Source organism: Paracoccaceae bacterium, from assembly GCA_019454225.1.
Lineage (GTDB): Bacteria > Pseudomonadota > Alphaproteobacteria > Rhodobacterales > Rhodobacteraceae.
In genome coordinates this window covers 646,938-670,071 of record CP075370.1, presented here as the reverse complement: position 1 = coordinate 670,071, position 23,134 = coordinate 646,938, and the positions used below count along the sequence as shown (strand labels likewise).

Sequence of the window (23,134 nt, the reverse complement as noted above, 5' to 3'; positions counted from 1 at the left end):
CTCACTCGGGGTAGGCCCCGGAGACATTCTGGTCAAAGTCGACAACGGCGCCCGTCATCACACCGGATTGCGGCCCCAGCAAGTAGGCAGCAAGCCCCGCAACATGCACGGGCTTGACCAGCATTCCGAAGGGTTGGCGTGCCTCGGCGGCGGCAAGCCAGCCATCATCCGCCCCGTGGTGGCGCCGCTGCACCGCATCCTCGCCCGGCGTGTCCATCCAGCCGCAGTTGATGCCGTTGACCCTGATCCGGTCATGGCGCAGCGCGTTGGCTGCGTTCTTCGTGATGTTGGCCAATGCCGCCTTCGACGCGGCGTAGGGTGCAAGAAAGCTCTGCCCGCAATGCACCACCATCGACAGGATCGTGACGATGCTGGCCGGATGTCCTGCGGCCCGCGCCAACTGCGCGGTGCGTTGGATCGCAAAGAACGGCCCCCGTGCGTTGGCCGCCATCATCGCATCGAAGGCCGCAGGCGAGGTGTCGAGGATCGACCCGCGCTCGGTCGAGGCCCCCGCGACGACCAGCGCATCGACCCGCCCCATCAGGGCTGCGGCGCGGTCCACGCAGGCGGTGACGTCCTGCGCATCGCCCAGATCGACCCGCACGAACGGCACCCCCAGACCATCCGACGCCGCGCGGCCCCGGTCCGGGTCGCGTGCCGCCAGCACCAGCCGCGTGCAGCCCTGTGCCATCAGTTCGGAGGCGATGGCAAGGCCAAGGCCCTGCGTGCCGCCCAGGATCAGGGCGTGGGTCGGGGCATGGACCGCTGTCACGCTGCGCCCTCGTACTCGGCGCCGGTCTTGGCACCGGTGATATAGGCCACCACGTCCTGACCGTCGGTGTCCTCCTTGCGCAGGTTGGCCACGATCCGCCCGCGCCGGAACACCACGATCCGGTCCACCAGATCGAACACCTGCCGCATGTTGTGGCTGATCAGGATCAGGGGCTCGCCCTGCTCCTTGAGGTTCCGCACGATGTTCTCGACCTGCGCGGTTTCCTGCACGCCGAGGGCGGCGGTCGGTTCGTCCATGATCGTCAGCTTGGAGTGGAAGGTGGCGGTGCGCGCAATCGCAACGCACTGCCGCTGGCCGCCCGACATGCGCTCGATCGGGTTGTGGATGTTCGGAATCTTCACGCCGGTCTTTTCCAGCGCCTTCAGCGTGGCCTCGCGCATCCCCCGGTAGTCGAGAATCGAGAACGGCCCCAGTCGGAACAGCAGTTTTTCCCGCCCCAGGAACAGGTTGTCGGCCACATCCAGATGGTCGGCAAGCGCAAGCGTCTGGAACACGGTCTCGATACCGGCCTCGCGGGCATCGAGCGGCCCCTTGAAGGCGACAGGCTGGCCGCGAAAGATGATCTCGCCGCGGGTCGGCTGTTCCACACCGGTGATCTGCCGCACGAAGGTCGATTTTCCGGCGCCGTTGTCGCCCATGATGGCGACATGCTCTCCACGCCGCAGCACGAAATCGGCTCCGGTCAGCGCGTGCACGCCACCATAGTGCTTGGTCAGGTCGCGGGTTTCCAGAACGATGTCCGACATGGTTTCCCTCCTCAGCCCCGTGCCGCGCTGCGGCGTTGCCGCCACTGGTCCAGCACCACCGCACCCACGATGATCACGCCCTTGACCATCTCCTGGTAATAGGCGTCGAGGCGCAGGAAGGTGAAACCCGAGATGATCACGCCAAAGATCAACGCCCCCAGCACCGTCCCCAGGATCGAACCGCGCCCGCCCTGCAGCGACACCCCGCCGATCACCGCCATGGCGATGGCATCCAGTTCGTACATCACTCCCATGCCGGCCTGAGCCGTCAGGTTCTTCGACGACAGCACCACGGCCGCCAGTGCCGCCAGCATCCCGGCGATGGTGTAGACCAGCACCTTGTGCCGGGCGACCTTGATCCCCGACATCCGTGCCGCATCCTCGTTCGATCCGATGGCATAGGTGTGCTTGCCATAGAGCGTGTAGCGCAGGATCAGGTGGAACAGGACCGCCAGCGCCACGAAGATCAGCACCGGGGTCATGCCCTTGCCGATGGCGGCATAGCCCTCGGTCGGAAAGGACACCGGCTGTCCGTTCGACCACCAGCGTGACAGGCCGCGCGCGAACACCATCATCCCCAGCGTGGCGATGAAGGGCGGGATCCGGGTCCAGGCCACCAGCGCGCCGTTGATGAACCCCATCGCCATGCCGCATCCCAGGCCAACCAGCACCGGCGCGATCACCGGCAGGTCCATCGCCCAGTCGCCGAAGATCGCCTTTGGGTTCGGGTTGCCGTTGACGATGGCGGTCTGCGCAAAGCTCATCGAGATCATCGCCGTGGCCCCGACGATCGAACCCGACGACAGGTCGATGCCGCCGGTGATGATCACCTGCGTCACCCCGATCGCGATGATGCCGATGATCGCGACCTGCAGGATGATGATGTTCAGACGCGCCCAGTTGAAGATCGCGTCCACGTTGGGTCGGGTGTTAAACAGGAAACTGTCGCCCATGAAGATGCGCCCGAACAGTTCGAAGGCCGCGGTGATCAGGACCAGTGCGATGAACACGTTCAGTTCGGGCGGCCTCGCCCGTCGTGCCGGATCATAGGTCAGGCCCCCGATGCCCTGCGCTGTTCTTGCCATGGAATCCGTCCCCCCCCTGCGTGGTCCGCGTCTCGCGCCGCACATGCGCGACCCTGGGGGCGGCGCGGCGCGCCGCCCCCGGTGCAACCCGTCGTCCGGTCAGTTCTTGGCGAGATAGTCGCCGATGTTGGCCGGCGTCACGAGTTCAAAGGGAATGTAGACCTTCTGCTCCACCGCCTCGCCCTTCGACAGCTTAACCGCCGCGTCGAGCGCGCCCGACCCCTGGCCTGCCGCGTTCTGGAACGCGGTCGCATCCAGATCGCCGGCCTGCATCGCCACCAGCGCATCCTGCGTGGCATCGACGCCGACCACCACGACATCGGCCATGTCCATGCCCGCCGCCTTCATTGCCTGGATGGCGCCAATCGCGCTCTCGTCGTTGTTGGCAAAGACCACGTCGAAGGGTTCGCCGGTGGACAGCCAGTTGGTCATCAGGTTCTGCGCCGTGTCGCGCGACCAGTTCGAGGTCTGCCGGTCCACGATGGTGATGAAGTTGCACATGTCGATGCCGACCACGTCATCCACGTCCTTCGTCCGCTGAATGGCGGCCTGGTTCGACAGCTCGCCCATGATGATGTAGCCGCGCGCGCCGCCAGCCTTGCCCGCCGCGCGCAGCAGCTTGCAGGCCTCGAAGGCTGCCAGGGTGCCGGACTCGATCTCGTTCGAGGCGACGAAGGCCTGATTGTCGGGCAGGCTGTCGACGTTGATTGGCTGCCGGTTCACATAGACCAGCGGCACGCCGCCGGCCGCCGCCGCGTCCGACATGGCCTGCGTGGCCGAGGTGTCGACCGGGTTCACGATGATCGCGTCGACGCCCGAGGCGATGAAGTTGTTGATCTGGTCCAACTGGCGCGCGACGTCGTTCTGCGCATCCTCGATCTGCACGCTGACCCCGGTGGCATCGGCATGGGCCTGGATGCCGTTGCGCAGCACGGTCAGGAAGTTGTCGTCGAACAGCGCCATGCTGACGCCGACGTTCTGGGCCATCGCGGTGGTCGTCATCAGACCGGCCAGGCTGGCGGCCAATAGGATCTTTTTCATTCTCTCTCTCCCTGTGCGGATGTCCGGCGCATCCGTGATCGTGCCGGAGGGGCCCCCTCTTCCCTGGACCCCGGACTCATCTGCGCGTCAGGCCGCCTTGCGGGCCAGGCCGTCGCGGATGAACTGGATGGAGGCGGCGAGGTCGCGCTTCGGGTCGGTTGCGGCGTGAACCTCGGGCGAGAACGCCTCGAAACTGATCGGGCCGGTCCAGCCCAGTGCCTGCAGGGCCGCGATCTGGTCGATGTTGCCCAGGCGGTCGGCCGCGTCGACAAGCACGCGATGCGGATCGCGCATTGATCCCACGGCCACCGCAGGGTCGGTCACGCCCGAGACATGGACGATGCCGGTGTGCTCGGGAAAGAACGCTCCGTCCCCGGCCAGCGTGTGATGAAAGGTGTCATGGACCAGCCGGAACCGGCCCCGAACGCCCAGCGCCTCGATGGCATCAACGGCCTCGGACTTGTGGCGCAGCGCGCAGACCTCGAAGCCCAACGGTTCGATCAAGCCGATCAGGTCATGGTCCTCGAGCATCGGTTTCAGCGCCTTCAGCGCCAGTCGCAACGCCGCCTGGCGCTCGCCGTTCCCCATGCCCTGCCCGTCGTTGCGCGGGATCAGGCTGACCGCCTCGGCCCCTGCGGCGCGCGCCGTCCGCATCAGTGCCAGCGCCTCGTCCGCCTTGTCGGCCGACCAGTCGTTGAACCGCTTGACCTCGGCCAGAGCCAGCAGCCGCAGGCGACGCTCCCGCAGCATCGCACCCGCCGTGGCAGGGCTCATGCCATCGAACAGCGGTTGCGGAAGGTCGTTGCGCAACTCGACCCCCACACATCCCAGCGCAGCCGCGAGATCGATTGTCGCGGCGAAACCTTGGGGGGCGACTGTCATGTGGTTCAGGGCAAACGCTGTCATGTCGTGGTCCCCGGGGGCGTCGGGGCGGACCTTGGGAGGGGGAGGTGATTCCGTCAACCACTGCGACGAAGGGTCAGGTGTTTTGCATCATTCCTGACGAAATCAGTGACCGCGCCGATGAAAATCCATCATACCGACTCGGGCAGGTAGAGGTCGGGCGACAGGAAATGCTGGCCTTGCACGGGGGTGATGCCCTCGGCCACGGCGCGGGCGGCCAGCGCCACCAGATCGGCGCAGAGCCGGGGCAGCGGGGTGGAGATCACCATCGTCACATAGCGCGAGATCAGCGCCGCGCGGCTTTCCGGGGTAAGCTCGTTGACCACCAGCGACACCTGTCCGGGCTCGCGCACCTCGCAGAGCGCGGCGATGGCGCCTTCCATGCCGCCACCGGCGCAATAGATGCCGCGAAGTTCGGGGTGGCGGCCCAGCAGGTCGAGCGTGGCCTCATAGGTCAGTTGCCGCGTCTCAAGGTTCACCAGCGTGTCGATCACGTGAAACTGCGGCGCGTATTCGCGGAAATAGCTGCGAAAGCCGGTTTCGCGCAGCTCGTGCCCGTGCCAGCGGTAACCCCCGACGAAAACGGCGATCTTTCCCGGCTGGTGCATCGTCTGCGCGATCATGTGCGCGGCGATGCGGCCGATCTTCATGTTGTTCAGCCCGAGATAGTTCTGCCGCACCCCCTGCGCGAAATCGTTCAGCAGGGCAAAGCAGGGAATGCCCCGCGCATTGGCGCGCATCACCGCCTCGGTCACCTCGGGGTGGGTCACGGCAGTGGCGGCGATGGCGTCGACGCGCCCGGCCAGGCCGTCGATCAGGGCGGCGAAATCCGCAGGGCTTTGCGAGGTCGCGAATTCAATGGCCGCAGAGGCGCGCAGATGCGTGGCGGCGGCCACGGCGCGCTCGATCTCGGCCTTGAACGTCTGATAGAACGCCTGCCGTTCCTTGTGCAACACCACCCCCAGCCGCAGGCGCGGAAGTTCGCCCTGCACGCGCTGCCCGATCAGGGGGGCGGCGTGATAGCCAAGGTCGCGCGCCGCCTCGTAGACCCGGCGCGCGGTATCCTCGCGCACCTTTTCGCGGGCGTTCAGCACGCGGTCGACGGTGGCGGTGGATACCCCCGCCTGACGCGCGACATCCTGGATGGTGGGACGACGAGACATGCGAGAGCCTGACGAAAACACATCACAAAGTAGACCAATCGTGATGGTTTATGAGAGGTTATGCAAGCACCGTATTGGTCCGGAATGCCGGTCGGGGATATCGGATTCGCTGTCTGGCATCTGTCTGGCACGCGTATGGCATGCGTCTGGCATCCGTACCGACACGGGCCGCCGCGCCGGGAGGAGAGAGCGATGGGAAAGCGCGACTACAGCCTGCTGGGCCGCGATGCGCGACGCGCCCTGGAAACCGGACTGGCGGCCGCCGCCTGGTATCATTCCGACGTGCCCCGGAAGGAAATGAAGGCGCTGATGGCGCGCGAGGACCGGCCGGCGATCCGCGACACCGCGATACTGTTCGGCTGCATGGCGGCCTTTGCGGGGCTGGGCATCGCGCTGTGGCCGTCGTGGTGGTCGGCGCCGTTCTGGCTGGCCTATGGCGTGCTGTACGGCAGCGCGATGGACAGCCGCTGGCACGAGTGCGGGCATGGCACCGCCTTCCGGACGGCCTGGATGAACAACGCGCTGTATCAGGTCGCCAGCTTCTGCATGGTGCGCAATCCGGTGACCTGGCGGTGGAGCCATGCCCGCCACCACACCGATACGGTCATCGTCGGGCGCGACCCGGAAATCGCGGTGATGCGGCCGCCGGAGTTCATCCGGCTGATCGCCAATTTCCTGGGGCTGGTCGATGCCTGGAACGGATGGGCACGGATGGCCCTGAACGCGACCGGACGCCTTGACCCCGAGGAGGCGACGTTCATTCCGCCAGCCGAACAGCCCGGGGTGGTCCGCGTCGCGCGGATCTGGGTGGCGGTCTATGCCGCCACGCTTGCCCTGGCCTGGGCCATGGGGTCGATCCTGCCGCTGATGGTGATCGGGCTGCCCCGGCTTTACGGCGCGTGGCATCACGTGATGACGGGCCTCTTGCAGCATGGCGGGCTGGCCGACAACGTGACCGACCACCGGCTGAACAGCCGCACCGTGCTGATGAACCCGGTCAGCCGGTTCATCTATTGGAACATGAACTATCACGTCGAGCATCACATGTTCCCGATGGTGCCCTATCACCGCCTGCCCGACCTGCATGCGCGCATCCGGCACGACCTGCCGGCGCCCAGCCCGTCGATCCGGGCGGGATTTGCCGAGATGTGGCCTGCGCTGCGGCGCCAGTTGCGCAACGAGGATCATTTCGTCCTGCGCGACCTGCCGCCGACCGCACAGCCCTATCGCCCGGAGTTTCACGCCACGCTTGCCGGCAACGCCGGATGAGGAGGATGACATGACCCAGTGGATCGACGCCTGCGCCACCGAGGATATCGACGCGGAGGATCTGATCCGCTTCGACCATGCGGGGCACAGCTATGCCATTTACCATTCGCCCGAAGGCAGGTTCTATGCGACCGACGGGTTGTGCACGCATGAGCAGGTGCATCTGTGCGACGGGCTGGTGCTGGGCCATCTGATCGAATGCCCCAAGCACAACGGCCAGTTCGACTATCGCACGGGCGAGGCGAAGCGGTCGCCGGTGTGTGTGAACCTGAAGGTCTGGCCGGTGAAGGTGGAGGGCGGCCGGGTGTTCATCGACATCGGCTGACGGTTGCGGGGGGTATCTGCGGCGCGGGGGCCGGGCGCGACCCGTCGCGACGGCGGCGGGGGCGGATCATGGGGGGACGGCGGATGGACGAGATCGGGGTCGGGCTGATCGGCACGGGGTTCATGGGCAAGGCGCATGCCCTGGCCTGGCGGAACGTGCGGGCGGTGATGGGCGATGTGCCGGCCGCGCGGCTGGCGGTGCTGGCCGACGTGCCGGAGACGCGCGCGCGCCAGATGGCGGGGCAGTTCGGCTTTGCCCGCGCCACGGCGGACTGGCGCGACCTGGTGGCCGACCCGGCGGTGGACGTGGTCAGCATCACCACGCCGAACGGGCTGCACCGCGAGATGGCCGAGGCGGCGCTGGCGGCGGGCAAGCATGTGTGGTGCGAGAAGCCGATGGCGCTGACGCTGGAGGATGCCCGCGCGATGGCGGCGGCGGCGCAGGCCGCGGGGTGCTGCACGCAGCTTGGATACAACTACATCGCCAACCCGGCCTTTGCCCATGCCTGCCGCCTGGTGGCCGGGGGCGAGATCGGCCGGATCGTCCACATCCGGGGCTGGGTGGACGAGGATTACCAGGCCGACCCGGCGCTGCCCTGGACCTGGCGCGCGCGGATCGACGAGGCGGGGCTGGGGGCGCTGGGCGACATCGGCTGCCATCTGGTCAGCCTGCTGACGGGGATTGCCGGGCCGATCGAGAGCCTGGTGGGCGAGATCGAGACGATCCACCGCACCCGGCCGCTGCCGGGTGGGGCGGGCGAGGCGGCGGTCGAGAACGAGGACGCAGCATCGGCGCTGCTGCGCTTTGCCTCGGGGGTGAAGGGGGTGATGACCGCCTCGCGCAGCGCCTGGGGGCGGAAGAACCGGCTGGGGTTCGAGGTGCATGGCACCGAGGGGATGGTGATCTTCGACCAGGAGCGGATGAACGAGCTGCGCCTGTTCCGGAACCGGGGGGAGAAGGCGACGCAGGGCTTTGCCACGATCCTGACCGCGCCGGAGCATCCGCCCTACGGCGCCTTCTGCCCGGCGCCGGGGCATCAGCTGGGCGTCAACGACCTGAAGCTGATCGAGCTGGCGGGGTTCCTGCGGGCCATCGCGCAGGGCACGCGGCCGGCCGTGGATTTCGCGGCGGGGCTGGAGATCGAGACCGCGATCCACGCCATCGCCCGGTCAGCGCGCGAGGGGCGCCGGATACGGCTGGACGAGATGTAGGCAGGCCGTCAGAAGCGCCAGCTGACCCCCAGGATCGGCCCGCCGAGCGTCACATCGGCCAGCGTGCCGCGATCGTCGTAGTCGATCCACATCGTGCGGTAGCCGCCCGAGACGGTGACGCGTTCGCTGACGTGATAGTTCAGCAGGCCGGACAGCACGACGGTCGATTCCGTTCCGACGCCGAAGCCGCCGACGTCGGCATAGAGCATGCCGGACCAGCGGGGGGCCAGCATCGCGCTGGCCCGCAGGCCGATGATGGGATCGACGAAGTTCCGGCGCGGCGAGGCGCTGACCGCGCCGCCCGCGACGGTCACGTCGGCCCCGAGCCAGAAGGCGCGGAACCCGGCGAACACGTCGACGCTGTAGGTCGGGCCGACAACCGCCTTGTAGCCGCCCGCGAGGGTCAGGGTGGTCTGTTTCAGCCCGCCCTCGGCGGGCAGGCCACCGGGCACCGTGCCCGCGCGCGAGGTCACGACACGGCTGAAGTCGCCCAGAAGCACCCAGCGATCGCGCTGCGCGCTGGCCGACAGGAAGAAGGCGGCGTCGAGATCCTCCAGCGTGTCGGAGAAGGATTTCGAGAAGGACACGGTCGGCGCCCCGGTGAAGGGGCGGATGCTGCCCGTCATGCCCGAGGCCCAGACATAGGGCATGACCTGCACCTGCCATTTCGGGGCGGGCGCGGGTTGCGCGACCACGACATCGGGTTCGACCGTGACGGTCGCGGGGCCACCGGCCGTTGCCATGGCCGGAGCGGCCGCCAGAACGGCCGCCGTCATCAGTGCCCTTGCGAATGCGCGCATCATCGCCAAGCCCTTCATGCCAGTTGTTCCTTGAAGATCCGGCCGCCCTTCATGATCAGCCGCATGTCGGTGGCGTGGTTCTCGATCGGGTCGAGGTTCGCGGTCAGGTCGCCGTCGAGCACCAGAAGATCGGCAAAGGCACCCGGGGCGATCACGCCCAGCGCGCCGTCATAGGGCGCGCGCGGACCGGACAGCGCCAGCAGGTCGCCCGCCGCGCCGGTGGCCAGGTGCAGGGCATCCAGCGCCGACATGAAGCGCGAGAACTTGTTGAGCTGGCGCCCCATCTTGCGGGTGCCTTCGGCGTTGAACAGCGTGTCGGTGCCGAATGACATGCGGACGGGGTATTTCCGCGCCAGTTCGAAGGCCCGCTCGGTGCCCACCGCCACCTCTTGCTGCTTGGCGCGCTGGACCGGGTCGGATTTGGGGTTTGCATCCTCGTCCGCCAGGAAGGGCTGGATCGACCACCAGGTGCCGCTGTCGGAGATCATGCGGACCGTTTCCTCGCCCGCAAGCTGTCCGTGCTCGATGCATTTCACGCCGGTCTCGATGCAGCGGCGGATGCCGGTGTCGGTATAGACATGGGCGCAGACATAGGTGCCCCAGTCGGCCGCGGCCTGCACCGCGGCGCGCATCTCGTCAGCGGTGTATTGCACGGTATCCAGCGGATCGTAGAGCGACGACACGCCACCGCCCGCCATGATCTTGATCTGGCTTGCGCCCTTCATGAGCTGTTCGCGGGTGCGGCGCAGCACCTCGGGCACGCCATCGGCGATGACCGCCACGCCTTCGCTTTCGGTGCGGTGCGGCAGCGATGTGGGCATGCGCGGCAGGTCGCTGAGGAACCTGAAATCGCCATGGCCGGACGTCTGGCCCACCATCGCGCCCGAGGGGAAGATGCGCGGGCCGGCCACCAGGCCGCGGTCGATGGCCAGTTTCAGCCCGAAGGCCGGGCCGCCGACATCGCGGATGGTGGTGAAGCCCTGCATCAGCATGGCGTTGGCGATCTGGCCGGACACCAGATGGACAAAGCCCACGTCACCGGCCAGCGCGGCAAGTTCGGTCACGCCCGCCAGCGTGGCATGGGCGTGGGTGTCGATCAGGCCGGGGATCACGCTGCGCCCGCCGCAGTCGATGCGTTCCGCATCCTGCGGGCCCTGGCCGACGGGCGGCAGCGCCGAGATGCGTTCGCCCTCGACCAGGATGTCGCGGCCTTCCTGAAGGGCGCGGGTGGTGCCGTCGAACAGGCGCAGGTTGGTCAGCAGCAGAGGGCGCCCGGGCGTCTGTGCCCGGACCTCGCGCGGGGCGAGGCCGAAGCCTGCGAACATGCCCAGCACGGCCGCGACGCCGCCCATGAACTCTCGCCGCCGAAGGTCGGTTTCCAGGCGCCTGTAGGCGGCGAAGGTTGCAGGCGACCCGCAGAGGCATGGATCAAGACCGGCAATCGCGGCGGCGCGGGCGTCACAGGCAAAGCACATGATCTTCTCCGCTGTCGAGGCCCGCGGGGTGGCCCCCGATTGCGGCCGGTATCGCTCTGTTCAACCTGGAGGCTAGATCGGCCATGCCGAAAGTCCACAGTGGCCGTGCATCTTATTTTGGCGGCGATCCTGCCCGCTGCGGACGGCTATCGCGCCTGCGCCACGCGATCCTTGAGCGCGGCAAGGGCGGCCGGGGTCCAGCCCGGGGGGTCGAGCAGACCGGCCCAGGCATCGACATAGTGCGGGAAGGCATAGAGGTGCCCATGCCCCAGCGGCGGCTGCACCGCCATCATGATGTCGACGCCGAGTTGCAGGAAGGTCACCACCGGGATCCAGACGACATCGGGCGACACGTCGGGACCGCGCGGACCGGCCAGCCAGGCGGGTGGCCGCCAGATCGCGCCGGGATCGAAGAACACCACGGCGTCGCTGGCATATTGCAGATAGACGATGCGGAAGCTGCCCCAGGGGGCGGCGGCATCGCCCAGCCGGTTTTCCTGCGCGGTGAAGCGGATCACGGAACCGTCGCGGAACGTCGGCAGCCATGCGGGGCTGCCGGGGTTGCGCGCCCGCGTCGCGGCCAGCCAGCCGGGGCTGTTGAACGGCGGCCCCGAGAGCAGCGCACCGTCATAGGGATCGGAGATCACCTGCACCAGATCGTGGCTGAGATCGGTGTTGAGCGCGCCGAGGCTGAGCCCGTGCAGGTAGAGGCGCGGCCGGCTGTCGCGCGGCAGGTCGCGCCAGTGGCCGTAGACGGCGGAAAAGACCGCCCGCGCGGTCTCGACCCCGTAGTCGGGATCGGCCAGCAGGGCGATCCAGCTGGCGAGATAGGAATACTGGACCGACACCGTCGCCACGTCGCCGCCCGTCAGGTATTCCAGCGCGGCCTGGCTTTCCGGGTCGATCCAGCCTGTGCCGGTGGGCGTGGTGATCACCACGGTGCCGCGCGAGAAGGCACCGATGCGGATCATCTCGGCCAGCGCGAGGGCGGCGCGGGCCTGCGGATCGGGCGCGGAGTTCAGCCCGACATAGACGCGCAGTGGCTCCACCGCCGGGCGCCCGGTGATCGCGGCGATGGTGGCGCTGTCGGGTCCGGCGGCGACCATCTCGCGCCCGGCGCGGCCCAGCCCCTCCCATTCCAGCAGCGATCCGGGGCCGCCGGTCTTGAGCCGGTCGACGGGCCGGGGGCTGGCGTCCTCGAACAGCGCGTCATACTGGCGGTAGCTGGCATCCATCGCGCGCATCGCGCCGCTGACAAGGACGCCGTTGCCGATGTTCCAGAACAGGACCGCCGTGAGCACGATGGCAATGACCGCGGCCTGCGGCCCGGGCAGCACGCGGCCGAGGCGGGCCGACATCGCCCGTCCGGTGGCCAGCACGAGGTTGCCCAGCAGGACGACCGCCGCAAAGACGGCCAGCGCGATGGCGGCCACCGTCGCGGGGCGTCCGGTGTCGACCGGCGGCAGGTCCATCAGGGCCCGGAGCGTGTTCTGCCAGCCGGAGGCCTTCCACAGGGCGATCGCCACCACGGCGGCGCAGAACAGGCCCGCAGCCGAGAGCAGCCACAGGCGCAGCCGGCCGGCCGGCACGGGCAGCCGCAGCGCCTGCCATATCTGCCGCAGGACCAGCCCGATGCCATAGCCCGCCGCAAGGCTGAGCCCCGAGAGCGCGCCCTGCACGGCCGTGGGGCGCGGGACCAGGCTGGGGGTCAGCGATGCGGTGAAGAACAGCGCACCCAGCAGCAGGCCCGGCGCGGTGAGGGACGGCCAGCGCAGCCACCGGCGCGCGGCGGTCATTGCGGGTCTCCGCCCGGGGGGGTCTGCGGTGGCGGCGCGGCGCCGGTGACCTCGTGGATGTCCAGAGACACCTGGCGTCCCTTGGCCATGGCGGTGCCGAGGGGGCGGAAGGCGATGCGCCCGCCGCAGCGTTCGACGACCGTGGAGCTGGCCAGGATGGTGGTTCCGTAGGTCTTGTTCATGCCCTCCAGCCGCGAGGCGACGTTGATCGTGTCGCCCATGGCGGTGTATTGCAGCCGTTCGCGCGCGCCGACGCTGCCGACCACGGCCAGCCCGCAGTGGATGCCGAACCGGGTGCGGAACGCGGGCAGGCCGCGGGCGGATTGCGCCGCGTTGAACGCGGCCAGCCGTTCCTGGGCCAGCAGCGCCGCGCGGCAGGCGTTTTCGGCATGGTCGGGATCGGGGACCGGCGCGTTCCACATGGCAAAGATCGAGTCGCCGAGGAACTGGATGATGGAACCGTGATGCGCCTTCACCGCTTCGTCGAGGATGTCGAAATAGTCCGACAGCATGGCGACGACCTGTTCGGGGGGATGCGCCTCGCTGATGGTGGTGAAGTCGTAGATGTCGGTGAAGAGGGCCGTAACCTCTTGCCGCGCGGCCTCGCGCCCGGTGAAGTGGCCCGTTTCCAGCCCCTTGCGCACGAATTCGCGCGGCACGTAGAGCGCGAAGGAGTTGATCGCGTCGCGCGCGCCGTTCATCGCGCGCCCGAGTGTCCCGATCTCGCGGATTCGCGACTGCACGTCGATCGGCGTCACGAAGTCGAGTGTGCGCAGCCGCTCGGCCCCGCCGGTGAGCCGGTCGAGCGATTGCGTGATCAGCCGCGACACCAGCAGCGCGACCATGACCGCGGCCAGCACGACCGCCGCCGCGACCAGCAGCCCCACGGCGGCGGCCCGGCGGGCCTCGGCCGTCAGTTCACGCAGCGGGGCGGCGACGACGATCCGATGGCCCGCCAGCATCGCGCGGGTTCCCATCGGCGCGGCCATGACCACGAATTGTTGTCCGCCCGCCCTGACCAGTCGGGCCGTGTCGGTTGCGTTGTCGAGCGTCGCGAAGGCGTCGAGGATCGGGTCGCCGCTGGCGCGCGGGGCACCGCCGGTCTCGGCCTGCGCCAGCAGCCGTGCCGTCAGGTCGCTGTTCGAATGGATCAGCGGAAGGCCGTCGCGGTTGACGATGAAGGCGACCGTTCCGGGCGTCAGACGTTCTGCGGACAGGAAGTCGACGATGGTGTCGAGGATGATGTCGGCGCCGATCACGACACCGGTGCCGGCGCTGTGGCGGCGCGCGACGGTCATTCCGATCCTGTCGGTGGTGGCCATCCGGTAGGGCCCGGTGGTCACGGCGGACTCGACGGTGGCGGCCGCCTGATACCAGGGCCGGGTCCGCGGATCGAAATCGACCTCTGCCGGACCTGTCCGGCCGATCGTCGCCCCGGATGCGTCATGGAACGTCACGGATTCGACCGGTGCGCCGCCCGTGACCTGGATGCTGCGGATTGCGAAAGTCGCGGCCTCGGGTGCGGCAAGCGCCGCGCGCCACCCCTGCCCGCGCAGGTTGACGACATGAAAGAACGAACCGTCGGGATAACCGGCATAGACGCCCTCCAGGTAGGGCGCGCGATCCATGATGCCGCGCAGCATGCGCGACTTGTCGGCCGTCCGGGCAGGCGGGGGCGACAGGAAGGCGTTGGGCACCGAGGTGATCAGGCCAAGCGCGGCGACGGTGGGTTCCGCCGCCCCCTCGAACCGCGCGACGAGGCGCGCCGAAAAGACCCGCATGCTGGTTTCGGCATCGGCGATTGCCACGTCGCGGGCGCGCATGAAGCCAAGGCTGACCAGTGCCGTCGAGACGACGAGGATCAGCGCGACTGTGGTCGTGGCCAGCAGGACCCGAAGCGACGAGTTCCAGCCGGCCCGTTCCTCGGGGGGGTGCGGTTCCGGCATCAGGCGATTCCGGGTCTGCGGCCCGGGCGCGGCCGGGACGGAAACGCGCCCCCCGAACGGGCGGATTGCGGAGTCCGAGACATGTGTCTGACAAGCATGAACCATCCACATCCGAAGCGGGCCCTTCGGGACTGTTGCCCGTGGGCGCCCGAGTCACAAGACGCCTGACATCCTCCTTTCCCATGAAACCCCTGTCGTGGAAACAGCATCGGGCGCAGCGGGGCGTCCGGACCGGAAAAGGGGCGCGCGGCGCCGGTCTTGACCTTTGGCGGGGGGCGGGCTGTCCTTGGGCAGGGCCGGCGGGGTCTTGCGCCGGACGGAAGCTGTCGAAGGGAGTCCGGCCATGACCCATCTGAAGCTGCGCATCATGTTCAACGATGCGATGCTGGGCCCGGGCAAGGCGGAACTGCTGGAGCGGATCCGGGATACAGGCTCGATCTCGGCGGCGGGGCGGCAGATGGAGATGAGCTACAAGCGGGCCTGGATGCTGGTCGAGGAGATGAACGCGGCGTTCCGCGAACCGCTGGTCAGCAGTTCCCGCGGCGGACCCGGCGGAGGCGGGGCGCGGCTGACCGTTGCAGGAGCCGAGGTGCTGCGGCTGTATCATCGGGTGGTCGCGCAGGCGATGGCGGCCGCCGCGGCCGAGATCGACACGCTGGAGGCGATGCTGCGCCCGGCGGCCAAGGCGGATATTCCCGCAGGAAAATAACGCTTGCCTCGCCTTTTCCCCTGCGTGATATGTTTCCTGAACCATATCGGGTGGAGGAATCATGTCCCACTGCGTCCCCCTTGGCGCCGCGATTGCCCTGTCGCTTGCCGCTCCGGCCGTCGCCGACGAGGTGGTGGTGTTCGCCGCCGCGTCCATGAAGACCGCGCTGGATGCCGTGGCGGCGGATTTCCAGGCGGCCACGGGGCATTCCGTGGTGATCAGCTATGGCGGATCGAATGCGCTGGCCCGGCAGATCATCGCGGGCGCCCCGGCCGACATCTTCGTCTCGGCCGCCGTCAACTGGATGGACGAGGTCGAGAAGGCCGGGCTGGTCATGGATGGCACCCGCAGGGACATGTTCGGCAACACGCTGGTACTGGTTGCCCACGGCAAGGATGCGACCCCGGTCGGGATCGGGCCGGGCTTTGACCTGGCCGGGCTTCTGGGGGACGGCAAGCTGTCGATGGCGATGGTGGACGCCGTGCCGGCGGGCCAGTACGGCAAGGCCGCGCTGGAGTCCCTCGGCATCTGGGGTGCCGTGGAACCGAAGGTCGCGCAGTCGGAGAACGTGCGCGCGGCGCTGACGCTGGTGTCGGCCGGTGAGGCGCCGTTCGGCATCGTCTATGCCACGGATGCCGTGGCCGATGACAACGTGACCGTGGTAGCCACCTTCCCCGCCGGAAGCCACCCGCCCATCGTCTATCCCGGCGCGCTGCTGACCGGCGCGGCGGATGCGGCGGACAGGGCGTTCTACGAGGCCCTGATGTCTGATATGGGCGATGCCAGGTTCGCCGGGCAGGGCTTTGCGATCCTCGACTGATCCGGTCGGACCGACATCTTTCCGAGGCTGAATGACGGACTGGCTTTCCCCCGAAGAATGGCGCGCCGTGGCGCTTTCGCTGCGCGTGTCGTTCTGGGCGACGGTGGTCAGCCTGCCGCTGGGTCTTCTTGTCGCCTATGCGCTGGCGCGGTGGAACTTCTGGGGCAAGCAGGTGCTGAACGGCATCGTGCATCTGCCGCTGATCCTGCCGCCGGTGGTGACGGGCTATCTGCTGCTGATGACCTTCGGGCGCCGGGGCACCGTGGGCCAGTATCTGGACCAGTGGTTCGGCATCGTCCTTGCCTTCCGCTGGACCGGTGCGGCGCTGGCAGCCGGGGTGATGGCCTTTCCGCTGATGGTGCGGGCGATGCGGCTGGCGATCGAGGCGGTGGACCCGAAGCTGGAACTGGCGGCGGGCACGCTGGGCGCGTCCCGGCCCTGGGTCTTTGCCACGGTGACGCTGCCGCTGATCCTGCCCGGGATCGTCGCGGGGGCGATCCTGGCCTTTGCCAAGGCGATGGGAGAATTCGGCGCGACGATCACCTTCGTGTCCAACATCCCCGGCCAGACACAGACCCTGCCTTCGGCAATCTATGCGTTCCTGCAGGTGCCGGGGGGTGAGGGAAACGCAGCGCGGCTGGTCTGGATCGCCATCATCATCGCCATGGCGGCGCTTCTGCTGTCGGAATGGGTCGGACGGGCCGTCGCGCGCAGGATTTCCGGCACATGACGCTGCGGGTCACGCTTCAGCATCGCTTTGCGGGCTTTGCGCTGGATGTGGCTTTCGAGGCGCCCGCCGGGGCAACCGTGCTGTTCGGGCGTTCCGGCTCGGGCAAGACCTCTGTCATCAATGCGGTGGCTGGGCTTCTGCGCCCCGACCGGGGCCTGATTGCCGCCGATGACGTGGTGCTTCTGGACACCGCGGCGGGGACAGACCTGCCGCCACATCGCCGCCGCATCGGATATGTCTTTCAGGACGCGCGGCTTTTTCCGCATCTGACGGTGCGGCAGAACCTGCTCTACGGCCGATGGTTCGCACCCCGGGGGCCGGGCGTCGACCTTGACCGCATCGTCGGGCTGCTGGGCATCGGCCCGCTGCTGTCGCGCCGCCCCGGTGCGCTGTCGGGTGGCGAAAGGCAGCGGGTCGCCATTGGCCGTGCCATCCTGTCGAACCCGCGGCTGCTGGCGCTGGACGAGCCGCTGGCATCGCTGGACGAGGCGCGCAAGGCCGAAATCCTGCCCTATCTGGAGCGGCTGCGGGATGAGCTGCACCTGCCGATCCTCTATGTCAGCCATGCCATGTCAGAGGTCGCCCGGCTGGCCACGACGGTGGTGCTGATGGAGGCGGGCCGTGTCACGGCCGCCGGTCCGGCCGCCGACATCCTGTCGGATCCGTCGGCCGCCCCCGGCCTTGGCCTGCGTGAGGCGGGCGCGATCCTGATGGCCAGGGTGATCGCGCAGGACGAGGACGGGCTGACCCGGCTGCAGAGCGCTGCCGGCCCGCTGTGGCTGCCGCGCGTGGCCGGCCCGGTCGGGACACGCCTGCGTGTGCGAATCCTGGCGCAGGACGTGATGCTGGCGACCGCGCGGCCCGAAGGCATCTCGGCCCTGAACATCCTGCCCGCCACGGTGCGGGACATCCGGATGGGTGATGGCCCGGGCGCGCTGGTGCGTCTGGACGCGGGGGGCGACACCCTGCTTGCCCGCATCACGCGCCGGTCCGCTGTCGCGCTTGAACTGGCGCCCGGCCGACCGGTCTTTGCCGTCCTGAAGGCCGTTTCCGTGGCGCAGGAGAATGTCGGCGCCCCGGGATAGCCGCGCGCCGTTGCGCGCCGGAACCGACTGGCTGCGGCTGGATTTTCGATAGCCATCTCCTATCGAAAGACGGAAATTCGATATTGATTTTTTATGGTCGAGACCGTCTTTGTCGATATGTCACTTGAGAGAGGCAAGCCATGTCGGCGTCTGCGCCAGCCCCGTCAAGCAGCGAGATCCGCGAGATCGTCGGCGCCCACCTGCATCTGGAGGGGGCGCTGCTGCCGATCCTTCATGCGCTGCAGGATGCCTATGGCTGCATTCCATCCGCCGCCGCGCCGGTGATCGTCGAGGCGCTGAACATCTCGAAGGCGGAACTGCATGGCGTCATTACCTTTTATCACGATTTCCGCGAGCATCCGGCCGGGCGCCATGTGCTTCGGATCTGCCGTGCCGAGGCATGTCAGGCGGTCGGCGCGACCGCGCTGGCCGAGGCGACGCTGAAGAAGCTCGGGCTTGACTGGCACGGCACGACGGCGAACGGAGCCGTGACGATCGAGCCGGTCTATTGCCTTGGCCTGTGCGCCTGCGGGCCTGCGGCGATGCTGGATGACCGTGTCGTGGGCCGGGTGGACGAGGCGCGGATGTCGGCGCTTCTGGCGGAGGCGGGGGCATGAGGATCTATGTTCCCGGCGACAGTGCGGCGAAGGCGGTTGGCGCCGATGATGTCGTGCGGGCAATCCTGGCCGAGGCGGCGCGGCGGGGCATCGAGATCGAGATCGTCCGGAACGGCACGCGCGGCATGATCTGGCTTGAGCCGCTGGTCGAAATCGACCGGGGGGCCGGGCGCGAGGCGTTCGGGCCGGTGACCCCGGCGGATGTGCCCGCCCTGCTGGACGGCACCCTGCCCGGCCACGGCCGGGTCGAGGACATCGCGTTCTTCGCGCGCCAGACGCGCCTGACCTTTGCCCGCTGCGGGGTGATCGACCCGCTGTCGCTGGCCGACTATCAGGCGCATGGCGGCCTTGCCGGGCTGCGGCGGGCGATCGGCATGACGGGGGCCGGGATCGTGGCCGAAGTCACCGCCTCGGGCCTGCGCGGCCGGGGTGGCGCGGGCTTTCCCACCGGCATCAAGTGGAAGACGGTGGCCGAGGCGAAGGCCGACCGGAAATACATCGTCTGCAACGCCGACGAGGGCGACAGCGGCACCTTCGCCGACCGGATGATCATGGAGGGCGATCCCTTCAGCCTGATCGAGGGGATGGCCATCGCTGGCCTCGGGGTCGGCGCGACCAAGGGTTATGTCTATCTGCGGTCGGAGTATCCCGACGCGATCCGCGTGATGGCGCATGCGGTCGAGATTGCCCGCAGCGCCGGGGTGCTGGGGGCGGATGTGCTCGGCTCGGGGCGGGCCTTCGATATGGAGATCCGCAAGGGGGCGGGGGCCTATGTCTGCGGCGAGGAGACGTCGCTGCTGAATTCGCTGGAGGGCAAGCGCGGCATCGTGCGCGCCAAGCCGCCGTTGCCCGCGCTGGAGGGCTTTCTGGGCAAGCCCACGGTGGTGAACAACGTCATCAGCCTTGCGACCGTTCCGGTGATCTTCGAACGCGGCGCACTGGCCTATGCCGACCTTGGCGTCGGCCGGTCCCGGGGAACCGTGACGCTGCAGATCGCGGGCAACGTGCGCCAGGGCGGCCTGTTCGAGACCGCGTTCGGCATGTCGCTGGGCGAGGTGGTGAACGGCATTGCGGGCGGCACGGCCAGCGGTCGGCCTGTCAAGGCGGTGCAGGTGGGCGGCCCGCTGGGCGCCTACATGCCGGTGTCGAAATTCGACACGCCGCTGGGCTATGAGGAGTTCGACCGCCAGGGCGGGCTGATCGGTCATGCGGGCCTCGTGGTGTTCGACGACACCGCCGACATGCTGCGCATGGCCCGGTTCGCGATGGAGTTCTGCGCCATCGAAAGCTGCGGCAAGTGCACGCCCTGCCGGATCGGCGCGGTGCGCGGGGTCGAGACCATCGACAGGATCGCGCAGGGCGATGGCGCCGCGATTCCGGTGCTGACCGACCTGTGCGAGACGATGAGGGATGGTTCGCTTTGCGCGCTGGGCGGGTTCACGCCCTTTCCGGTGATGTCGGCGCTGACGCATTTCCCCGACGATTTCTCGACCCTGCGGGAGGCTGCCGAATGACCGACAAGGTGAAGGGCCCCGCTTCCTACTTTCCGTCGATAGAAAAGACCTATGGCAAGCCCGTTGCGCATTGGCTGGGCCTGATCGCCGCACGCGCGGGCGCGAAACACATGGACATCGTGTCATGGCTGAAGGCCGAACACGGCCTGGGCCATGGCCATGCAAACGCGCTTGTGGCGCATGCACTTGCGCAGAAGGACTGAAACCATGAAGGACTTCATCCTGCCCGACGACCGCGATCTTGGCACCCCGGCCCGGCATGGTCCGCCCGTGACGCTGCGCATCGACGGGTTCGAGGTGACGGTTCCCGACGGAACCAGCGTCATGCGCGCTGCGGCGCTTGCCGGCCTTTCGATCCCCAAGCTCTGCGCGACGGACAGTGTGGAGGCCTTCGGTTCGTGCCGGCTGTGCGTGGTCGAGATCGAGGGGCGGCGCGGCACGCCTGCGTCCTGCACCACCCCGGTTGCGCCGGGGATGGTCGTGCACACCCAGTCGGACAAGGTGCGCAAGATCCGCAAGGGGGTGATGGAGCTTTACATCTCGGACCACCCGCTGGACTGCCTGACCTGTGCCGCCAATGGCGACTGCGAGCTGCAGGACATGGCGGGCGCCGTCGGCCTGCGCGACGTGCGCTATGCGGCACCCGAAGGGCAGGGCATGGCCAATCACTTCGCCCGCCGCGACACCAGCGGCGAGGCCAACCGCCAGTGGCTGCCGAAGGACGACAGCAATCCCTACTTTGCCTATGACCCCGCCAAGTGCATCGTCTGCAGCCGCTGCGTGCGGGCCTGCGAAGAGGTTCAGGGCACCTTTGCGCTGACGATCGAGGGGCGGGGCTTCGACAGCCGGGTGTCGTTCGGGGCCAGGACGGATGACGCGCTGGCGTCCGACTGCGTGAGTTGCGGCGCCTGCGTGCAGGCCTGCCCGACCGCGACGCTGAGCGAGAAGAGCGTGATCGAACTGGGCACGCCGAACCGGTCTGTCATCACCACCTGCGCCTATTGCGGCGTGGGCTGTTCGTTCAAGGCGGAACTGAACGGCGACAAGCTGGTGCGGATGGTGCCCTACAAGCATGGCAAGGCCAACCGTGGCCATTCCTGCGTCAAGGGCCGGTTTGCCTATGGCTATGCCCAGCATTCCGACCGCATCCTGAACCCGATGATCCGCGACAGCATCGACGAGCCCTGGCGCGTGGTGGGCTGGGATGAGGCGCTGCGCTTCGCGGCGGACCGGATGCGCGGATTGCAGCAGAAATACGGGCGCAAGTCGGTCGGGGTCATCACCTCGAGCCGCTGCACCAACGAGGAGACCTATCTGGTCCAGAAGCTGACCCGGGCTGTATTCGGCAACAACAACACCGACACCTGCGCCCGCGTCTGCCATTCGCCCACCGGATACGGGCTTGGCCAGACCTTCGGCACCTCGGCCGGAACGCAGGACTTCGACTCGGTCGAGGAATGCGACGTTGCCGTGGTGATCGGGGCGAACCCGCATGCGGGCCACCCGGTCTTTGCCAGCCGCCTGAAGAAGCGGCTGCGGCAGGGTGCCAGGCTGATCGTCATCGACCCGCGCCGGACGGAAACGGTGGAAGGCCCGCACTACAAGGCCGCGCACCATCTGGCGCTGCGGCCCGGCACCAATGTCGCGGTCGTCACCGCGATGGCGCATGTGATCGTGACCGAGGGTCTGATGGACGAAACGTTCATCCGCACCCGCTGCGACTGGGACGAGTTCCAGCATTATGCCGAGTTCGTCTCGCAGGAGCGCAACAGCCCCGAGGCGACCGAGATGCTCACCGGCGTTCCCGCCGAGGAATTGCGCAAGGCGGCGCGGCTTTACGCGACGGGCGGCAACGGCGCGATCTACTACGGGCTGGGCGTGACCGAGCACAGCCAGGGGTCCACCACCGTCATGGCGATCGCCAACCTTGCGATGCTGACCGGCAATATCGGCCGCAAGGGCGTGGGCGTGAACCCGCTGCGCGGGCAGAACAACGTGCAGGGGTCGTGCGACATGGGGTCGTTCCCGCACGAGCTGCCGGGCTACCGGCACGTCAAGCTGCCCGAGGTAAGGGCCCTGTTCGAACGGGCCTGGGGTGTCGAGATCGACCCAGAGCCGGGCCTTCGCATTCCCAACATGCTGGATGCCGCGGTCAGCGGCACCTTCAAGGGCCTGTATTGCCAGGGCGAGGACATCCTGCAATCCGATCCCGACACCAGGCATGTCGCCGCCGGTCTGGCCGCAATGGAATGCGTCATCGTCCACGACCTGTTCCTGAACGAGACGGCGAACTACGCCCACGTGTTCCTGCCGGGTTCCACGTTCCTGGAGAAGGACGGCACCTTCACCAACGCCGAGCGCCGCATCAACCGGGTGCGCAAGGTGATGGCGCCGCGCAACGGCTATGCGGACTGGGAAATCACCCAGATGCTGGCCAATGCGATGGGGGCCGACTGGCACTATACCCACCCCGCGCAGATCATGGACGAGATCGCGGCCACGACACCCTCGTTCGCGGGGGTCAGCTACGAGCGGCTCGAGGAGCTGGGATCGGTGCAGTGGCCCTGCAACGAGACGCATCCCGAAGGCACGCCATTGATGCACATCGATGGGTTCGTTCGCGGCAAGGGGCGGTTCATCGTCACCGAATACGTGGCCACGGACGAGCGGACCGGGCCGCGCTTTCCACTGCTGCTGACCACCGGGCGGATCCTGTCGCAGTACAACGTCGGCGCCCAGACCCGTCGCACCGCCAATGTGGTCTGGCATGCCGAGGACGTGCTGGAGGTGCATCCCCATGACGCCGAGATGCGGGGCATCAAGGAAGGTGACTGGGTGCGGCTGGCCAGCCGGTCGGGGGAAACCACGCTGCGCGCGACCCTGACCGACCGGGTCAGCCCCGGCATCGTCTATACGACGTTCCATCACCCCGACACGCAGGCCAACGTGATCACCACCGACTATTCGGATTGGGCGACCAACTGCCCGGAATACAAGGTGACAGCGGTGCAGGTCAGCCCGTCGAACGGGCCGAGCGAATGGCAGGAGGAGTACAACGCCCAGGCGGCACGGTCGCGCCGCATCCTGTCGGCGGCGGAGTGACGGC

The 23,134-nt window shown here is 68.3% G+C and carries 21 protein-coding genes; 11 read left to right on the top strand and 10 right to left on the bottom strand.

The window, feature by feature from the left end; genetic code table 11:
• Position 1: 1 nt before the first annotated feature.
• The 6 genes from KF887_03240 to KF887_03215 all read right to left on the bottom strand — a co-directional run bounded on the left by KF887_03240 (position 2) and on the right by KF887_03215 (position 5,731).
• On the bottom strand, positions 2–772 hold the full coding sequence (locus tag KF887_03240) for an SDR family oxidoreductase (protein QYK42157.1): 771 nt from the start codon (positions 770–772) through the stop codon (positions 2–4).
• Complete coding sequence (locus KF887_03235) at positions 769–1,539, bottom strand: sugar ABC transporter ATP-binding protein (GenBank protein QYK42156.1); 771 nt, start codon at positions 1,537–1,539, stop codon at positions 769–771. Before KF887_03235 ends, KF887_03240 begins: the two co-directional genes overlap by 4 nt.
• An 11-nt stretch (positions 1,540–1,550) precedes the next feature.
• Positions 1,551–2,624 carry an ABC transporter permease gene (locus KF887_03230; protein ID QYK42155.1) on the bottom strand — a complete coding sequence of 358 codons (1,074 nt, stop codon included), beginning with the start codon at positions 2,622–2,624 and terminating at the stop codon, positions 1,551–1,553.
• Positions 2,625–2,723: 99 nt separating this feature from the next.
• Positions 2,724–3,665: a substrate-binding domain-containing protein gene (locus KF887_03225; GenBank protein QYK42154.1), complete on the bottom strand. Its 942-nt coding sequence runs from the start codon at positions 3,663–3,665 to the stop codon at positions 2,724–2,726.
• A gap of 87 nt (positions 3,666–3,752) precedes the next feature.
• Positions 3,753–4,571: a TIM barrel protein gene (locus tag KF887_03220; GenBank protein ID QYK42153.1), complete on the bottom strand. Its 819-nt coding sequence runs from the start codon at positions 4,569–4,571 to the stop codon at positions 3,753–3,755.
• 128 nt (positions 4,572–4,699) lie between these two features.
• The gene (locus KF887_03215; GenBank protein QYK42152.1) at positions 4,700–5,731 is read right to left on the bottom strand and encodes a LacI family DNA-binding transcriptional regulator; all 1,032 of its coding nucleotides are present in this window, start codon (positions 5,729–5,731) and stop codon (positions 4,700–4,702) included.
• Positions 5,732–5,923: 192 nt separating this feature from the next.
• Between KF887_03215 and KF887_03210 the strand changes: the two genes are divergently transcribed.
• The 3 genes from KF887_03210 (at position 5,924) to KF887_03200 (ending at position 8,536) form a co-directional block, all read left to right on the top strand.
• On the top strand, positions 5,924–7,000 hold the full coding sequence (locus KF887_03210; GenBank protein ID QYK42151.1) for a fatty acid desaturase family protein: 1,077 nt from the start codon (positions 5,924–5,926) through the stop codon (positions 6,998–7,000).
• Positions 7,001–7,010: 10 nt separating this feature from the next.
• Positions 7,011–7,325 carry a Rieske 2Fe-2S domain-containing protein gene (locus KF887_03205; protein QYK42150.1) on the top strand — a complete coding sequence of 105 codons (315 nt, stop codon included), beginning with the start codon at positions 7,011–7,013 and terminating at the stop codon, positions 7,323–7,325.
• Positions 7,326–7,408: 83 nt separating this feature from the next.
• Positions 7,409–8,536 carry a Gfo/Idh/MocA family oxidoreductase gene (locus KF887_03200; GenBank protein QYK43415.1) on the top strand — a complete coding sequence of 376 codons (1,128 nt, stop codon included), beginning with the start codon at positions 7,409–7,411 and terminating at the stop codon, positions 8,534–8,536.
• An 8-nt stretch (positions 8,537–8,544) separates the two neighbouring features.
• On the opposite strand, the gene KF887_03195 is transcribed toward KF887_03200, so the two are convergent.
• From KF887_03195 to KF887_03180, 4 genes are all read right to left on the bottom strand, one after another.
• Complete coding sequence (locus tag KF887_03195) at positions 8,545–9,312, bottom strand: hypothetical protein (GenBank protein ID QYK43414.1); 768 nt, start codon at positions 9,310–9,312, stop codon at positions 8,545–8,547.
• Positions 9,313–9,350: 38 nt separating this feature from the next.
• On the bottom strand, positions 9,351–10,811 hold the full coding sequence (locus KF887_03190) for an amidohydrolase family protein (GenBank protein ID QYK42149.1): 1,461 nt from the start codon (positions 10,809–10,811) through the stop codon (positions 9,351–9,353).
• A gap of 146 nt (positions 10,812–10,957) precedes the next feature.
• Positions 10,958–12,607, bottom strand: a complete 1,650-nt coding sequence (locus tag KF887_03185) for an alpha/beta-hydrolase family protein (GenBank protein ID QYK42148.1) — start codon at positions 12,605–12,607, stop codon at positions 10,958–10,960.
• Positions 12,604–14,553, bottom strand: coding sequence for an adenylate/guanylate cyclase domain-containing protein (locus KF887_03180; protein QYK42147.1), 1,950 nt, complete (start codon positions 14,551–14,553; stop codon positions 12,604–12,606). The genes KF887_03185 and KF887_03180 overlap by 4 nt, the downstream gene beginning before the upstream one ends.
• Before the next feature lie 382 nt (positions 14,554–14,935).
• Between KF887_03180 and KF887_03175 the strand changes: the two genes are divergently transcribed.
• The 8 genes from KF887_03175 to fdhF all read left to right on the top strand — a co-directional run bounded on the left by KF887_03175 (position 14,936) and on the right by fdhF (position 23,130).
• Entirely contained in the window at positions 14,936–15,262 is a 327-nt protein-coding gene (locus tag KF887_03175; protein ID QYK43413.1) for a LysR family transcriptional regulator, read from the top strand.
• Positions 15,263–15,323: 61 nt separating this feature from the next.
• Complete coding sequence (gene modA / locus KF887_03170) at positions 15,324–16,082, top strand: molybdate ABC transporter substrate-binding protein (GenBank protein ID QYK42146.1); 759 nt, start codon at positions 15,324–15,326, stop codon at positions 16,080–16,082.
• A gap of 31 nt (positions 16,083–16,113) precedes the next feature.
• Positions 16,114–16,812 (top strand): molybdate ABC transporter permease subunit, encoded by a 699-nt coding sequence (modB, locus tag KF887_03165; GenBank protein QYK42145.1) that lies wholly within the window; start codon positions 16,114–16,116, stop codon positions 16,810–16,812.
• Positions 16,809–17,897 (top strand): molybdenum ABC transporter ATP-binding protein, encoded by a 1,089-nt coding sequence (modC, locus tag KF887_03160; GenBank protein QYK42144.1) that lies wholly within the window; start codon positions 16,809–16,811, stop codon positions 17,895–17,897. Before modB ends, modC begins: the two co-directional genes overlap by 4 nt.
• A gap of 140 nt (positions 17,898–18,037) precedes the next feature.
• On the top strand, positions 18,038–18,514 hold the full coding sequence (locus KF887_03155; GenBank protein ID QYK42143.1) for a formate dehydrogenase subunit gamma: 477 nt from the start codon (positions 18,038–18,040) through the stop codon (positions 18,512–18,514).
• The gene (locus tag KF887_03150; protein QYK42142.1) at positions 18,511–20,028 is read left to right on the top strand and encodes a formate dehydrogenase; all 1,518 of its coding nucleotides are present in this window, start codon (positions 18,511–18,513) and stop codon (positions 20,026–20,028) included. Before KF887_03155 ends, KF887_03150 begins: the two co-directional genes overlap by 4 nt.
• Positions 20,025–20,231 carry a DUF4287 domain-containing protein gene (locus KF887_03145; GenBank protein QYK42141.1) on the top strand — a complete coding sequence of 69 codons (207 nt, stop codon included), beginning with the start codon at positions 20,025–20,027 and terminating at the stop codon, positions 20,229–20,231. The genes KF887_03150 and KF887_03145 overlap by 4 nt, the downstream gene beginning before the upstream one ends.
• Positions 20,232–20,235: 4 nt before the next feature.
• On the top strand, positions 20,236–23,130 hold the full coding sequence (gene fdhF / locus KF887_03140; GenBank protein QYK42140.1) for a formate dehydrogenase subunit alpha: 2,895 nt from the start codon (positions 20,236–20,238) through the stop codon (positions 23,128–23,130).
• The last annotated feature ends 4 nt before the right edge of the window (positions 23,131–23,134 follow it).